Source organism: Lactobacillus delbrueckii subsp. jakobsenii ZN7a-9 = DSM 26046 (assembly GCF_001888925.1).
GTDB classification, from domain to species: Bacteria; Bacillota; Bacilli; order Lactobacillales; family Lactobacillaceae; genus Lactobacillus; species Lactobacillus delbrueckii.
The window spans coordinates 807,245-822,056 of record NZ_CP018218.1 but is presented as its reverse complement, the minus strand read 5'-3'; the positions used below and the strand labels follow the sequence as shown (position 1 = coordinate 822,056).

General features: G+C 52.3%; 14 protein-coding genes and 1 tRNA gene. 1 reads left to right on the top strand and 14 read right to left on the bottom strand.

Features of this window, described 5'->3' with window-relative positions; genetic code table 11:
* Window positions 1-173: 173 nt before the first annotated feature.
* From LJ046_RS04265 to LJ046_RS04245, 5 genes are all read right to left on the bottom strand, one after another.
* Window positions 174-578, bottom strand: a complete 405-nt coding sequence (locus LJ046_RS04265; RefSeq protein ID WP_002877982.1) for a PTS sugar transporter subunit IIC — start codon at window positions 576-578, stop codon at window positions 174-176.
* 105 nt (window positions 579-683) lie between these two features.
* Window positions 684-758: transfer RNA gene (locus LJ046_RS04260), tRNA-Arg, on the bottom strand.
* 61 nt (window positions 759-819) lie between these two features.
* Window positions 820-2,139, bottom strand: a complete 1,320-nt coding sequence (locus LJ046_RS04255; protein ID WP_002877983.1) for a PTS sugar transporter subunit IIC — start codon at window positions 2,137-2,139, stop codon at window positions 820-822.
* A complete protein-coding gene (locus tag LJ046_RS04250; RefSeq protein ID WP_002877984.1) occupies window positions 2,132-3,376 on the bottom strand; it encodes a DEAD/DEAH box helicase in 1,245 nt (414 codons plus the stop codon). The genes LJ046_RS04255 and LJ046_RS04250 overlap by 8 nt, the downstream gene beginning before the upstream one ends.
* Window positions 3,373-4,059 (bottom strand): glycoside hydrolase family 25 domain-containing protein, encoded by a 687-nt coding sequence (locus LJ046_RS04245; protein WP_002877985.1) that lies wholly within the window; start codon window positions 4,057-4,059, stop codon window positions 3,373-3,375. The genes LJ046_RS04250 and LJ046_RS04245 overlap by 4 nt, the downstream gene beginning before the upstream one ends.
* A 106-nt stretch (window positions 4,060-4,165) precedes the next feature.
* Here LJ046_RS04245 and LJ046_RS04240 point away from each other — a divergent pair, with 106 nt between their 5' ends.
* Complete coding sequence (locus LJ046_RS04240) at window positions 4,166-5,458, top strand: APC family permease (protein WP_002877986.1); 1,293 nt, start codon at window positions 4,166-4,168, stop codon at window positions 5,456-5,458.
* 81 nt (window positions 5,459-5,539) lie between these two features.
* On the opposite strand, the gene hpt is transcribed toward LJ046_RS04240, so the two are convergent.
* The 9 genes from hpt to rbsK all read right to left on the bottom strand — a co-directional run bounded on the left by hpt (window position 5,540) and on the right by rbsK (window position 14,810).
* The gene (gene hpt, locus LJ046_RS04235; RefSeq protein WP_002877987.1) at window positions 5,540-6,112 is read right to left on the bottom strand and encodes a hypoxanthine phosphoribosyltransferase; all 573 of its coding nucleotides are present in this window, start codon (window positions 6,110-6,112) and stop codon (window positions 5,540-5,542) included.
* Between the two features lie 108 nt (window positions 6,113-6,220).
* On the bottom strand, window positions 6,221-7,567 hold the full coding sequence (locus LJ046_RS04230) for a hemolysin family protein (protein WP_035176514.1): 1,347 nt from the start codon (window positions 7,565-7,567) through the stop codon (window positions 6,221-6,223).
* A gap of 139 nt (window positions 7,568-7,706) precedes the next feature.
* Window positions 7,707-8,012, bottom strand: a complete 306-nt coding sequence (locus LJ046_RS10600; RefSeq protein ID WP_002877990.1) for a sortase — start codon at window positions 8,010-8,012, stop codon at window positions 7,707-7,709.
* Window positions 8,013-8,150: 138 nt separating this feature from the next.
* Complete coding sequence (locus LJ046_RS04220) at window positions 8,151-10,553, bottom strand: phosphoketolase family protein (RefSeq protein ID WP_002877992.1); 2,403 nt, start codon at window positions 10,551-10,553, stop codon at window positions 8,151-8,153.
* Between the two features lie 203 nt (window positions 10,554-10,756).
* Window positions 10,757-11,479 (bottom strand): GntR family transcriptional regulator, encoded by a 723-nt coding sequence (locus LJ046_RS04215; RefSeq protein WP_002877995.1) that lies wholly within the window; start codon window positions 11,477-11,479, stop codon window positions 10,757-10,759.
* A gap of 8 nt (window positions 11,480-11,487) precedes the next feature.
* A complete protein-coding gene (locus LJ046_RS04210) occupies window positions 11,488-12,423 on the bottom strand; it encodes a nucleoside hydrolase (RefSeq protein ID WP_002877998.1) in 936 nt (311 codons plus the stop codon).
* A gap of 95 nt (window positions 12,424-12,518) precedes the next feature.
* Complete coding sequence (gene rpiA, locus LJ046_RS04205; RefSeq protein ID WP_002878001.1) at window positions 12,519-13,211, bottom strand: ribose-5-phosphate isomerase RpiA; 693 nt, start codon at window positions 13,209-13,211, stop codon at window positions 12,519-12,521.
* Between the two features lie 12 nt (window positions 13,212-13,223).
* Window positions 13,224-13,874, bottom strand: a complete 651-nt coding sequence (gene rpe, locus LJ046_RS04200; protein WP_002878003.1) for a ribulose-phosphate 3-epimerase — start codon at window positions 13,872-13,874, stop codon at window positions 13,224-13,226.
* 15 nt (window positions 13,875-13,889) lie between these two features.
* Window positions 13,890-14,810, bottom strand: coding sequence for a ribokinase (gene rbsK, locus LJ046_RS04195; RefSeq protein WP_002878004.1), 921 nt, complete (start codon window positions 14,808-14,810; stop codon window positions 13,890-13,892).
* Window positions 14,811-14,812 lie beyond the last annotated feature (2 nt).

The following is a 14,812-nucleotide window of genomic DNA, read 5'->3' as shown; positions in this document are numbered from 1 at the left end:
CGGGACTGAATTTAAAGGTTCCTTAACAATTGACTACTTTAGCCTACTAATAATATAATTTTTTGTCAAGGAAGAAGAAAAAGCCGCGGCTGACAAAGCTTCAGCCGCGGACTTGAACTATCTGAGGAAAAATATGGTTTATTGGAATAGATTAAGGAGTATTTTAATGATGATTAATGGGCCGGACTGATGAAGTATTCCGGCTTGCAGATCTTGGTCCAGTCAACGAAGATCTTCTTCATCAGGTAGCCAACCGCGAATGGCACGACTACCCAGACGATGACCAGCACCAGCACGTTGTGGAAGCCGGCATTGTAGGCTGCTAAAGGAGAAACCGCCCCGATCAGACCGAAACCACCGGAAGCCGGGGTCCCCTGCATGCCAAGGATTGGCACGGAGAGAGTTGAGATAGCCGCTGTTAAAGCGATCGGGATCCCGATCACTGGGTATCTCAGGAAGTTTGGCATCATCATCTTGATGGCGCCTAAGAGGATAGCAACTTGCACACCTGGCTTGTCAACCTTCATGGTTGCCCAGAAGAGGAAGCTCCCGTCCTTTGCAATGCTGTTCGTCAACACTTTAATATTTTTCTTATTGAAGAGCAATAAGCTACGGAGGAAAAAAGTATGAAAAAAGCAGCAAAAGGCAAAAAGAAAACCCCTCACTTCCGTGAGGGGCAGATATGACCCGGGCGAGATTCGAACTCGCGACAACCTGGTTTAGGAAACCAGTGCTCTATCCAACTGAGCTACCAGGCCATACAACACATTTTATTCTACAAAAAATGTGTTGAAAAAGCTAGTGCTTTCGCTTAAGTCATTAGTATTGCGGCATGAAAAAACGGCGGGGTTCATCCGTCTGCCTAATCTGGTCAGCCGCCTTGACAAAGGGCAACCAAATCAAGACCGCGATGACCAGGTTGACCGAGGACAAGACCAGGGCCCGCCAGTCATAGTTAGTGACCAGATAAGGGCCGATGACCGGGGGCATGATATTAGGCACCGAAGCCTGGACCCGATTGATCCAGCCCAGCTTGGTCGCCAGATAAGCCAAGGAAACATTGGCTAAAGGAGCCAGGGTAAAAGGCAAAAAGCAGACCGGGTTCAAGATGATCGGCAGCCCATAGAGCATAGGCTCATTGACGTTGAAGACAGCCGGAGCCAGGGCCACCTTGGCCAAAGTCCGCTGGTCCCCCCGCTTGGAGGTCAGCAAAATCGCGATGACTAAAGGCAGGCAGACCCCATTGACGCCAAAGACCACAAAAGAAGTATTGGTCCACAAATACGGGATCTTGTGGCCGTTAGCTGCCGCCAAAAGGTTGGCGTTTTGGGCCGTAGCCCAGATCGACCCGACAACCGGAGCTAAGGCACTGGCCCCATTGATCCCGAAGAACCAGAAGAGCTGGGTCAAAGCCGTAATGGCAATCACCATGATAAAGCCCTGGCCCAGTTTCAAAAGTGGCAGCTGAATGATCTCTAAGAGCCAGTCGCCAAAATACTGGCCGGTAATGGTCTGGAAGAGATAGTTCAGCCCGCCCACGATAAAGAGGGCAAGCATGACCGGGATCGCTGCTTCAAAGGCCGCGATCTGGGCCGGGGGCATGGCCGTCTGGATATGCAGGCCCAGCCGGGCCTTGACCCCCAGGATGTACAGGGCCACGCCCAGGCCGCCAAAAAGAATTGCCGTAAACATCCCTGTCGTTGACAGCTGCTTGATGTTAAAAGCCTGGTCCAGCTTAATCCGCTTATTCCCCTGCATGAGGTAGGAATAGTTGGCAATGCTCATCATGAAAGAACAAAGAGCCGTCATCGCCCCGGCCAAGGGGTCCACCTCACAGGCCTTAGCCAATTGGTAGCCCCAGCTGAGGACGAAGAAGAGGGCAAACATGGCCACGCTCCCCCGCCAGACGAAGTTGCAGATGGAGATCGATGGCTGCATGAGCTGGTAAAAAACATGCCAGCCCCAGTTGCGGTTGGCGGCAATGATGAGGCTCTTGATTAAAACCGCCACCGACCCGGTCAAACTGATCGGCAGGGTGGAAATAAAAGCATCCCTGAGGGCCACCAGCCAGCGGACCGAGGCCAGATTATTGGCCAAGGGCAGCAGGTGCCGCTCCAGCCAGTCAATCACGCTATTCACTTTGCTTCTTCCTCTTCAGATAATGCGGGTGATAACCCTTGTTCTTGTTTTTCTTCTTGGACTTCTTTTTCTTCTTAACTGGCTGCTCAATTACAGCTGGCTTGTCTTTGTCTTCAGCCTTTTCCTTCTTGACCGGCTTTTCTTTACTCAAGTGGTAGCCGGCAAAGTAGACCCGGTCGACGGTCACTTCCCCTTCCAAAAGCTTCTTCAGCTTGCGCAGGTCGTGGTCGTTACCCAGAGACACCACCTTGCCTTCCTGCTGCATCCGGCCGGTCCGGCCTGCCCGGTGCATGTATGTGTTGGCATCAGTCGGGATTTCGTAGTTAACCACATAGGTTAGTTTTGGAATGTCCAAGCCCCGGGCCGCCAGGTCAGTGGCCAAGAGCAGCTTGACCTTCCCCTTGGCCAGGTCACGGATGGCCCGCTGGCGCTTGTCTTTTGAGAAATTATTGGCCAAAACTTCAAAGCGGGTCTTGCTGTGGGCAAAAATTCTGGCAAAGCGCAGCATTCCCTCATTTGAGTCAAAGAAGAGCAGGCCCCGGAAGCCGTCCAGCTTACACAAGCGCTGCAGGTATTCCAGCTTGTGCTCATTGTCCACCTGCAAAAAGACGTGTTCAGTCTGGCTGCCCTGGTCGGGGCGGACGTCGACTAAAAGGAAGTGGCGGGCAAAAATTTCTTCCGCCTCTTGGGTAATCTGAGATTCAGTGGCCCCAAAGAGGAGGATCTGGCTGGAAGAAGGCAGGTTCTGCCCTAAAGAACTCAAAAGCTCTAGCTTGGCGAATTCCAAAATGTCGTCAGCTTCATCGATCACCAGGGTCTTGATCTGGACCAGTTTAATCCGGCCCGAGGAGAAGAAGTCAAAGAAGCGGCCCGGAGTGCAGACCAGGACTTCACAATTGTCCTTCTTCAGCCGTTCGTCCTGTCTTTGCCGGTTGCCGGCCCCAACCAAGGCTAAAGTCTTCAGACCCAGGGCCTTGGCAAAAGGCAGGATGGCATTTCTGATCTGGACGGCCAGTTCAGTCGTTGGGGCCAAAATCACCAGGGAATTTTTCTCCCCCGGGATGACCCGCTCTAAAGCCGGCAGGGCATAGGCCAGGGTCTTGCCTGTCCCTGTCTTGGCCAAAGCGACCAGGCTGGCCCCATTCTTAATGGCCTCATAAGTCTCTTTCTGGATCAAGGTTGGCTGGCTCTTGCCTTCCTTTTGCAAAACTGCTTGAATTTGTTCTGTGTAAATCATTGTGCTAATTGTCCATACTTTTCTTTATATTGCTGGCTGGTCCCGATATAGGCATACATGACATTCTTGCAGCCGATCCCGCTGACTCCGGCCACGTTGCCCTTTTCCGTATAGCGCCAGAAGCAGTAGTCCAGCTTGCTTGGCGCTGACGCCGAGGTAGCCAGGAACTTGCATCCCGCCGGAAAAAGCTTCTTGTACTTGACCGGGGCGTTGACCATAATCTCATGACTCTTGACCAGGGAATAGGCCAGCTTGCTCATCGCCGTTAAATTGGCGGCGCTGGGGTCATCTTGCCCGCTGTCCAGCAGGATGGGCAAGGCCCCCCAATGCCCAGCCGCCAGGCGCTTCGCCCGGGATAATTGCTTTTCCGCATTTTTCTCCCCTTGCACCTCAATGATGCTGCCATAGGCCAATTTGGTCTTGGCTACCTGCTCGCGCCTGGCGGCAAAATTCTGGTCAACCGGCAGATAAACGAAAGACAAGCCGCCCTTTTCCAGGCGGCTGAGGTCAAAATCTGCCTGGCTGACCTTCAGGCCGACCGCGCTTTGGCTGGCTCCTTTTGGCAGGGTCGTCTGGCTGGCATAATTGTACAGGCCATATGCCAAAAGGCTGATAATCGCGGCCAGCAGAATCAAAAGGGCCGGCAGTGTCGCCTGATGCTGGAAATGCTTTTTTTGCCCCATCGCCCAAAACCTCCTTCTACCATTTTAGCCGAGAAATCCGCCTAGACCAAGCAGAAAGATTTCTTGTATAATTTAAGGGTTAGACTTGTTTTACTGGAGGTATTTCGTGAAAAAACAGATTTCTTTTGGCCAGGCGCTGGCAACCGTTATCGGCTCAGTCATCGGAGCCGGGGTCTTCTTTAAGATTGGCAGCATCTCCCAAAGCACCGGGTCGGCCTCAGCCACCATCTTAGTCTGGCTTTTAGCCGGAGTCATCTCAATCTGCTCGGGCTTGACCGTGTCAGAAATCGCGGCCGCCTTGAATGTCAACGGGGCCATTGAATACCTGGACTACAGCTATGGCAATATCTGGGGCTTTCTCTTCGGCTGGGCGGAAATGACTGTCTACTTCCCCGCCCAGATCGCGGCTTTAGCTTCAATTTTCGGCCAGCAGTTCGTGGTCCTGGCGGGCCTGCCGGCCTCCAGCAGCAAGTGGATCGCTGCCGGCGTGGTTCTTTTGCTCTTTTTGATCAATATGCTGGGGACCAAGGCTTCAGCCTGGATGCAGTCGGTGATCACGGTCATCAAGCTCATCCCCCTCTTTTTGATCATCGTCTTTGCAATCATCCGCCCGCAAGTCTCCGTCAGTCTCTGGCCAGTTACGGTGGATAGCAGTGGCGGCTGGCTGGCCGGGATCAGCCAAGGGCTCTTGTCTGCCCTCTTTGCCTTTGAAGGCTGGATCGTGGTGACCAACCTGGCTAAGGAAATGAAGAATCCGAAAAAGGACCTGGCCCGGGCCATCATCCTTGGCCTCTCCTTGGTCACGGTCGTTTACGTCCTGGTCAATTACGCCTTTATGGCGGTTTTGCCTTTTGACAAGATCATCGGCAACGACAATACCGCCTACTACGCTTCTCTTAAGCTATTTGGCCAGGCCGGGGGGAAAATCGTCACGGTCGGCATTCTCCTGTCGGTTTACGGAGCCTGCAACGGCTTTATGCTGACGGGGATGCGGACGCCATATATCCTGGCCCAGGCCAACCGCCTGCCCGGCTCTGAGAAATTGGCCAAGACTTCTGCCAGAAGCGGAGTCCCGGTTTTCTCCGCCCTTTTGATCAATGCCATCGCCTTGATCATGATCTCCCTGGGTAACTTTGAAATCTTGACCGACATGCTGGTTTTCGTCATGTGGACCTTCACCACCCTCCTGTCAGTGGCCGTCATTTTGCTGAGAAAAAGAGAGCCGGACCTGGCCCGGCCTTTCATGACGCCGGCTTACCCGGTCATTCCCTTGATTTCCATCATCGGGGGTCTCTTCATCATCGTGATGACCGTCATCAACCAGTTCGCCCTCTCCATGATTGGCCTGGGCATCACCCTCCTGGGCCTGCCGGTCTACTACTGGAAAGAGCTTCATTAGGGCAAAAGAAAATAATAGACAAAAGAAAATCAAGCAAAAATGGACCATCCGTCTGGATGATCCATTTTCTTTTAGGAAAAATTAGTCGTGTTCGTGCTTGCTGCTGAATTCTTCAACGACTTCTGGCTTGATGACGCCGATGTAAGGCAGGTTCCGGTAAAGGCCCGCAAAGTCCATCCCGTAGCCGATGACGAATTCGTTGCCCACGTGGGTGCCGTAGTATTCAACATCTACTTCAGTCGTCCGGCGGGCCGTCTTGTTCAGCAAGACGCAGCACTTGACTGAGTTGGCGCCGCGGCTGAGCAGTTCGTCCTTCATAAACTTCAAAGTCAAACCAGTGTCCACGATGTCTTCGACGATCAAAACGTCCCGGCCAGTCACGTCAGCTTCCAGGTCATGGGTTACCGTGATCTTGCCGCTGGATTCAGTCCCGTTGCCGTAGCTGGAAACGTCGATGAAGTCAATGTCGCAAGCCAGGTCCATTTCCCGCAGGAGGTCAGTCAGAAAGAAGATAGCCCCCTTCAAGGCACCAACAACCAGAACCCGCTTGCCAGCGTAGTCCTTGGTCAATTGCTGGCCAAGCCGCTTGGTCATTTCCGCGATGTCTTCTTCGCTGTACAACTTGTGATCAACTGCGTCATGAATACTTTTCATTAGGTTTCCTCGATTGCTAATTGCTTTCAAAATAATATATCAAGATTATACCATTATTTTAACAAAAAAGAACGGATTTTGCCTAAAAACCGTTCTTTTTTCTGAATCTTATTCTTCTTTTTTGGCTTGATCGTTTGTCTTTGGCCCTTCAACGATGAACCAGCGCATGAAACCTTGCTGGATATCGTCCAAGGTGAAGCGGAAGCCTTCCAGTTCTATTGACTCTCCCTTCTTCAAGTCGGGATACCGTTCCATCATATAGCCGCCGATAGTGATGATGTCACTGTTCTGGAAGCTCTTGAGGTTCTGGTGGAAGTAGCGCTCAAAGTCATAAAGGGTGGTCTTGCCGGAGACCCGGATATTGCCTTCGGCGTCCTTGATAATGTAGTCATCAGAAACGTCGTCGATTTCATCCTTAACTGACCCGAAGAGCTCTTCGTAAATATCCTTGTCAGTCACGATCCCGCTGGTGCCGCCGTATTCGTCGACAACCAGCACGATTGGAGTGTGCTTGCTGATCATCAAGCGGAGGATGTCCTGGATGGGCATAGATTCCGGCACGGTAATGATGGTCCGATTGATCCTGGTTACTGGTACCCGGTCGTCAATCCGGCTCTGCTGAACAATGTCATAAGCGTAGACATAGCCGACCACATCATCTTTGTCATTTTCTCGCACTACCGGGAAGCGGCTGTAGCCGTCTTCCAGATACTTGTCCAGGGCAGTCTTGATGTTTTCGCTGGCATCTAAAACTGTCAGCCGGGTCCGGTCAGTCATGATGTCCTTAGCCGTCTTGTCGTTCAGCTGGAAGGCTCTTTCCATATAGGTCAAGTCTTCCTTGTCCAGAGCACCGCCATGCACCGCGTTCTTGCTCAAGCGGATGATTTCTGACTGGGAGTAGACCTGGTTTTCTTCATCGACCGGGTTAAAGCCCAGCATCTTTAAGATGCCAGAGGAGCTGACGTTCAAAAGCCAGACAAAGGGATAAACCAAGGTGTGGAAGAGCTGGAGGGGATTGACGATCCACATCAGCATCTTAACCGGAGCATCGATGGCGATATTTTTCGGCACGACTTCCGTCAAAACCACTTCCAAGTAGGTCAAGGCAATGACCCCGATCAAGGCTCCGACTGAGTTGACCAGATTTTTGGATATGGGGGTCAGGGCCAGCAGCCTTTCAAAAATGCTGGCGATGGTGTCCGCCCCGAACCAGCCCAGGATAACCCCGACCAAGGTAGTCCCAACCTGGGTGGTTGACAGGTACTCATTTAAATTTTGCGACATGTGCAGGGCCCGCTTAAGTTTCTTCACGTTCCCCTGCCCGTTGGCAATCATGTCCTCCAGCTGGCTGGGCCGGACTTGCACCAGGGCAAACTCCGCCGCGACAAAGAAGGAGGCAAAAACAAAGATCACACCGATTGCTAGTAAATTAATCCAGATTTGTGTTGTCGTCACTGTAATTCACCTATTACTCCAATTGAACTATTTACCTTTATTCTATCATCATTTGCAGAGTTTTTTTCACAAACTACATTAATCCCGGAAAATATTAAACGGGCTGTCCGGGAAAATCCGGACGGCCCGTTTTACCTACTTATTCTTGTTCTTTTTCCTTGTCTGCCTTAGCCTTCTTCTTCTTCCGCTTCTTGTGCCAGATGAAGATGATGATCGCCAAGACCGGTAAAAGGATGGCGATGATAATCCAGAAGAGGCGGTTCCGGATTCTCTCCTTAGCCTTGGCTTCGGACTTTGGATTGTAAGGAATCCAGGTGCAGAGGTCCTTGCCCTTGACAATCTTGAGCTGGTCGACTTGGGTTGGCTTGATAACCTTAATCTGGTCCACCTTGTAGGCCAGGGTCTGACCCAGATTGTGGACGTAGAAGACGTCCCCCTTTTTCATCCGGGGCAGGTCAGTGAAAAGAAGGCAGGAATCCCGACCTGTTTTACCATGTTTTCGCTTTTTTTAGCTAGTCAAAAGAAAAAATGCCGTCCCTCGCGGAACGACATTTTAATAATTTTTTTGGAATTATATATGCTCTTACTTGTCCAGGCCAGTCCACTTCCAAGAAGTTACTTCTGGAATGTCTTCACCGTGGTCCCGGATGTAAGCGTGGTGCTTAGACAGCAGGCTGTCCATCTTGTCAATGAAGGCAGCACTCTTGTCCTTCAAGGCTGGGATTTGTTCAACCGCGTCCTTGGCCAGGTCGAAACGGTCAAGGTGGTTCAAGACCCGCATGTCAAATGCCGTGGTAATGTCACCATTTTCTTCATAGCAGTGAATTGAAACGTTGTAACGCTTGCGGGCAAACCAGATGGATTCCATCATGGTCTTGTAGCCATGCCATGCAAAAACGGTTGGCACGTCAGTTGGGAAGAGGCGGTCGAATTCCTCTTGGGAAATAGCAGCTGTGTTATCCTTTGGCGCCATCAGCTTCATCACGTCAACCACGTTGATGTAGCGGATCTTCAAGTCTGGGAAGTTCTGGTGCAGGATGTCGATTGCTGCCAGGGTTTCCATGGTCGGTTCAGTTTCCGTTGAAGCGAAGACCACGTCCGGCTTGGCATCCTTGTCAGTTGAAGCCCAGTCTATGTAGCCCAGGCCCTTGTCAACCAGCTTGGCGGCTTCTTCAGGAGTGAACCATTGCGGCCGTTCCTGCTTGGAAGTTACCAGCAGGTTGATCCCTTCCCGGTCACGGAAGGCCTTATCAGCTACAGCCAGCAAAGTGTTGGTGTCAGCTGGCAGGTATTCATGAATCATGTCCGGCCGGTTCTTTTCAAACAAGTGGGTCAAAAGACCTGGATCCTGGTGGGTGTAGCCGTTGTGGTCCTGCTGGAAGACAGTTGACGTAGCTACAAAGTTCAATGATGGGTAATCGCGGCGCCAGTATTGTTCCTTAGCCTTCCGCAGCCACTTCATGTGCTGGGTCAGCATGGAGTCAACCACCCGGCCAAAGGCTTCGTAAGTAGCGAAGAAGCCGTGGCGGCCAGTCAAAACGTAGCCTTCCAGCATCCCTTCATCTTGGTGCTCTGACAATTGTGAGTCAATCAAACGGCCTTGCGCAGCTAGGTTTTCATCGTTTGGTTCGTGGATTTCACTTTCCCATTGACGCTTTTCGCTGTCCAGGAAGTCAAACAAGCGGTTGGACTTGGATTCGTCCGGGCCAAAGCCCCGGAAAGTAGTCGGGTTCAGTTCTGCCACCTTGGTCAGGTACTTGGCCCATTCCACCATATCCTGGGCGTCCTTGGAGCCCGGCTTGCCAACTTCAAAGGCAAAGTCGCGCCAGTCTGGCAGGTTCAAGCGCTTAGGATTGATCCCCCCGTTAGTGACTGGGTTCATAGCCATTCTTTGGTCACCATGAACCGCGTTTTGCAGGACTAAGTCAGTCGGGTAGCCGGTTTCGTCAAACAGTTCTTCCGGCTTGTAGCTCTTCAGCCAGTCCAGCAACAGTTCCTTGTGGTCCATGTGCTTCTGGTCAACCGGAAGCGGAATCTGGTGAGCCCGGAAGGAGTTTTCAATTGGGTTGCCGTCCAAATCGGCCTTAGGACCAGTCCAGCCCTTCGGGCATTGGAAGATCAAGAGCGGCCAGTGGGCAAATGATTCATCGCCGTTTTCACGGGCATTCTTTTGAATAGCCTTGATGTCTTCAATGATGGCATCCAGGGTCTTGGCCATTTCCTCATGGATCTGGTTAATATCCTTCATCCCGTCAAAGCGGCCACCCTTGAAAGTTGAAACAAAGTAAGGCTTCCAGCCCATGCCTTCAAAGTACTTGGTCAGTTCTTTATCGCTCATGCGGGCAGTAATGGTTGGGTTGGAAATCTTAAAGCCGTTAACCTGCAGAATTGGCAAGACAGCCCCGTCCTTGACCGGGTTGATGAAGCGGTTGGAGAACCAGCCAGCAGCCAGCGGGCCGGTTTCAGCTTCCCCGTCACCAATTTCAGCGGCGGCAATCACGTCCGGGTTGTCCAGAATCGCGCCAGTCGCGTGCGACAAAGTGTAGCCCAGTTCCCCGCCTTCATGGATTGAACCCGGGGTTTCCGGAGCCGCGTGGGAAGCTACCCCGCCCGGAAAGCTGAAGCGCTTGAAGAGCTTGGTCATCCCGGCTTCGTCTTGGCTGATTTCCGGGTAGATTTCAGAGTAAGACCCGTCCAGGTATGAGTTGGAAACCATCACCTGGCCGCCGTGACCGGAACCTTCGATGTAGAACATGTTCAAGTCATACTTCTTGATAACCCGGTTTAAGTGGGCGTAGATAAAGTTCTGCGGCGCAATCGTGCCCCAGTGGCCAACCGGCTTGATCTTGACGTCGTCTGCCGTCAGTTCTTCCTTAAGCAAGGGGTTCTTGAGCAGGAACAACTGGCCGACTGACAAGTAGTTGGCGGCCCGCCACCAAGCGTCGACGCTCTTTAGATATTCTTTTGAATCGTAATCTGCTGTCATCTTTTTACTCCTTTGAGGAACTTTCTGTTTTACTTGTTTCAATCATACCATTTACAAAAAGCAAGTCAATCAATCTGATAATTGGATCCTACCAATTTTACAAATCCTTAAAATACTTTGCAAAGAAGAAAAGACAAAAGATAGAAAAGATAGAAAAAGTGAAAAATAAAACGGACAGGTATGCCTGTCCGCTTTATTTACTCTTAATTCAAATTGACAAAGCTGTTGAAGCGCATGTACTTGTAGTGAACCCGCATGCTGGAGACTTCAAATGGCGTGCCGTCATCCAAAAAGAAGATCCCATCCATCACGCCAACCGGCTCAGTGGCCTTGAGCTGCAGCGCTTCTTGGTCTTCCGCGCTTGAAGGGGAAACCGTAATGGTCAAATAAGACCGGGTGACCGCCTTGTTTTGCGCGTCTTCCAGGTAGTTGAACAAGGACCCCTGCAGAATCTCTTCTTTAAGCTCCGGCAGGATCTTGATCGGCACGAAGCCTTCTTCAATCAAGAAGGGCTGGCCGTCCAAAAGGCGGAGGCGCTTGAACTGGTAGACAAAGTCATTTTCACTCAAGAAGAGGTCCTGGGCCGTTTCCGGGCTGGCCTTGACCACCTTGAATTCCAGCAGCTTAATCCCCTGCTTCTTGCCTGGCGCTAAAAAGCTGTCCGTCAAGCCCAGGTTGGACCCTTCATAGCGGAACATGGCCTGGTTCTTCAAGTACAAGGGGTTGATAAAAGTCCCGCTGCCCCGCTTCTTAAAAACGATACCTTGCTGGGCAAGAAGTTCCAGAGCCCGCTTCATCGACGACCGGCTGACCTGATACTGTTCGGCCAGGCTGCGCTCATCGGGCAGCCGCATCCCCTCATATTCGCCCGCTAAAATCCGGCGTTTGATGTCAAGCATGACCGTCCGGTAAACATAATCAGCCATTCAGCCACCTACTTTGCTTGTGCGATTGCAGCCAGGAACCAGTCCTTGAAGGCCTGGCGGTCAACCTTGACCGCGATCTTGGCGTTGGCCTTTTGGCCAAAGAAGCCTTCAAAGTCCATGACTGAAGCCCCGTAAGTGTAAGGACCCTTGGTGTCTACCGCCACGTAAGCTTCCTTAACTTCAAACAGATCTGGCGCCAGCAACATGGCAGCCGTCAAGGCGTCATAGATCCGCTTGCCAGAATCGGCGTCAGCGTCGTTTAATTCATATTGAGAGTTGAGCCCGTAGATCATTTCCCCGACCCGGCCCAAAGCCTTGATTTCTTCCAGGCTGGCCGCGTCAACGAAGGCCTGGTTGCCGACTTCCAAAGGAGCCACGTAGATGTCCAGGCCCTTGGCGCCCAAGTCAAAGACGATCTTGGCTGCTTCCGGGTCCCCGGAAACGTTATATTCGTCGTAAGGACCGTAGTTGCCCCGGCCCAGGGCTCCACCCATGATGTAAAGGCGGTCGATCTTGTCCAGGTCTTCCGGGTATTGGCGGAAGTAAAGGGCAAAGTCCGTGGCTGGCCCGATCTGCATCAAGGTCACCTTTTCCGGGCTTTGGCTGACTACTTCGTGGATCTTGGTCGCGGCTAAGCCTTCTACCAAAAGGCTCTGGTCAGCTTCCGGGAAGTCAAAGCCGTCCATCCCGCTGGCCCCGTGGACTTCAGAAGCATCGATGGCTTCCTTGACCAAAGGCAACTTGGCCCCGGCCACAACTGGGACCTTAGTGCCCAGGAAGGCCTGCAGGCGCAGGGTGTTGTTCAAAGTCTTCTCCAAAGAAACGTTGCCCCAGGTTGGCACGATCAGCTTCACGTCCAGTTCCTTGGCGAACAGGGCGATCGTTAGGCAGACCGCGTCATCGATCCCGGGATCAGTTGAAATAATTAAGGGTTTCTTGTTCATTAATCGTTCTCCATTATTCAGAATAGCTTTATTTTATCATTTCACCCGGCAAATAAAAAGAAAAGAAGCGGTTGCTTCTTTTCCAAAAAATTTCTTTAGCAGCTGCGGACTTCAATCTCCCCGTTGTCGCGGGCGATGATGACCTGGTCGCAGATGTTTAAAAAGAGGCCGTGCTCAACTACCCCGACCGTATGGTCCAGGTAGTCAGCCAGACCACTTGGCACAGGAATCCGGTCCAGCTTGAGGTCCAGAATGTAGTTACCATAGTGGGTCTTAAGGCGCTGACCATCTTCCGTTAAACGGAATTCCGGCTTAAGCCCTTCATCTGCCAGGCGCTTTTCCACCTGCATGCAGGAGATCGGCAAAACTTCCACTGGCAGGGCAAAGCCGCTGAGGTGGTCAACCACCTTGCTTTCGTCTACGATCCAGACATTCTTCTTGGAGTTGACGGCCACGTTCTTTTCCAAGGTCAAGGCGGCCCCGCCTCCCTTGATCCCGTTTAACTGCTTGTCCACTCTGTCGGCCCCGTCAACCGTTAAATCAACCTGGTCAACTTCACTGAGGGGGCTGACAGTAAAGCCATAGCCTTCCAGCTGCTTTTGACTGCGGCTGGAGGTGGTCACGACTGCCTTAAGAGTCAAGCCTGCTGCTTTCTTCTTGCCCAGTTCATCGATGAAGAACTTCACCGTTGACCCGGTGCCGACGCCTAAAACCATCCCGTCTTCCACCAAGGCAGCTGCTTTCTTAGCAGCAGCCTTTTTCAATCCATCTTGCTTTGCTTGGTCCATTTTTTGCCTCCGCTATTTTTCCAAAATGCTTGTCAGCTCAGCTACCTGCTTAGCCACTGAGTCACGGCCGAAGATATAAGAGCCCGCCACAAAAACATCAGCTCCGGCTTCTTTGGCGATTTCCGCCGTCTGAGCATTGATCCCGCCGTCTACTTCGATCGGAAGATCTGGCAGAATTGCCCGGGCGGCCTTGATCCGGTCTGCTGCTTCTTCCATGAACTTCTGCCCGCCAAAGCCCGGATAGACCGTCATCAAGAGAACCTGGTCAAGCTTGTCCTTGTAGCGCTCCAGCACCTTAATGTCAGTATCTGGACTAAGGACTAACCCGCAGGAGACGCCATTTTCCTTTAAGTAGTCCAACCAGTGGTCAATTCGGTTTGGGTAGTCGGCTTCATAGTGAATTTCAATCAAGTCGCTACCCGCTTTAACAAAGGCTGGCAAAAGGTCAGGCAGGTTGTTGCTCATGAGGTGGACTTCCGCGGTCAGGTCCGGGAACTGCTTTTTAAAATCACTGACCAGCTGGGGACCATATGACAGGTTGGGCACGAAATGTCCGTCCATCACGTCGATGTGGAAGCGGCGGATCCCGCTGTCAGCTGCTTCCTGGATCTGCTGGCCTAAGTGCAGGTTGTCCGCGTTGAGAATTGAGGGTGCAATAATCATCTAGTCACCCATCCTTTACTCAGCTAACGCAGACGCAACGCTGGCCCGGTCCGGGATAGAAGGCTGGGCCCCCATCTTCTGCACGGCTAAAGACGACGCCCGGTTGGCAAAGCGCGCAGCCTCATGCAGGTTGCTGAAGTCGCTGGCCAAGGATCCGGCCAAAAAGCCTAAGAAGGTATCGCCAGCCGCCGTCGTGTCCACCGCCTTGACCTTAAAGGCTGGTACAAGACCGGTAAAGACTGGAGAAGACAGGTAGGCCCCCTTGCTGCCGTAGGTGATGATCACATGCTTAACGCCCAGTTCATGCAGCTTGGCCGCGTTCTTTTCCAGGTCAGCCTCTTCTACAACTGGCAAAGAAGTCAGCAGGGCACTTTCCGTTTCGTTTGGCGTGATCAAGTCAGTCACGGCCAAGAGGTCAACTGGCAGGTCCTTGATCGCAGGAGCTGGGTTCAAGATAGTTACCTTGCCGGCCGCCTTAGCCAGCTTGAAGGCGGCTGTTGTTGCTTCCAGCGGGGTTTCCAGCTGGGCGATGACGCAGTCAGCAGCTTCAATGACGTCTTTAGCCGCCAAAACGTCGGCTTCAGTCAAGCTGTAGTTGGCCCCATGGTCGATGATAATGTCGTTTTGCCCTTCCGCGTTCAAGGTAATGTAGGCATGGCCAGTCTTAACGCCAGCGGTTGGCAAGACATAGTCAGTCTTGACCCCGTAGCCGGCCAGTTGCTCCTTCATCCAGCTCCCATAGGAGTCTTCGCCGACTTTAGAGATGAAGATGGTCTCAGCCGCGCTCTTAGCAGCCGCGACTGCCTGGTTGGCCCCCTTGCCGCCGCCAGCCTCGCTGACCTTGTGGGCGTTGATGGTTTCGCCTGGCTTGGGGAAGTTTTCTACATGCAGGGTCGTGTCCACGTTGCTGGACCCGATTACTACGATCTTTTTCATAG

What these genes read in the sequence shown, in the direction of transcription:
- LJ046_RS04250 (WP_002877984.1), bottom strand. Translation starts at nt 3,376, where the DNA reads ATGATTTACACAGAACAAATTCAAGCAGTTTTGCAAAAGGAAGGCAAG.
- LJ046_RS04245 (WP_002877985.1), bottom strand. Translation starts at nt 4,059, where the DNA reads ATGGGGCAAAAAAAGCATTTCCAGCATCAGGCGACACTGCCGGCCCTT.
- hpt (WP_002877987.1), bottom strand. Translation starts at nt 6,112, where the DNA reads ATGAAAAGTATTCATGACGCAGTTGATCACAAGTTGTACAGCGAAGAA.
- LJ046_RS10600 (WP_002877990.1), bottom strand. Translation starts at nt 8,012, where the DNA reads ATGAAAAAGGGGGACGTCTTCTACGTCCACAATCTGGGTCAGACCCTG.
- LJ046_RS04220 (WP_002877992.1), bottom strand. Translation starts at nt 10,553, where the DNA reads ATGACAGCAGATTACGATTCAAAAGAATATCTAAAGAGCGTCGACGCT.
- LJ046_RS04215 (WP_002877995.1), bottom strand. Translation starts at nt 11,479, where the DNA reads ATGGCTGATTATGTTTACCGGACGGTCATGCTTGACATCAAACGCCGG.
- LJ046_RS04210 (WP_002877998.1), bottom strand. Translation starts at nt 12,423, where the DNA reads ATGAACAAGAAACCCTTAATTATTTCAACTGATCCCGGGATCGATGAC.
- rpiA (WP_002878001.1), bottom strand. Translation starts at nt 13,211, where the DNA reads ATGGACCAAGCAAAGCAAGATGGATTGAAAAAGGCTGCTGCTAAGAAA.
- rpe (WP_002878003.1), bottom strand. Translation starts at nt 13,874, where the DNA reads ATGATTATTGCACCCTCAATTCTCAACGCGGACAACCTGCACTTAGGC.
- rbsK (WP_002878004.1), bottom strand. Translation starts at nt 14,810, where the DNA reads ATGAAAAAGATCGTAGTAATCGGGTCCAGCAACGTGGACACGACCCTG.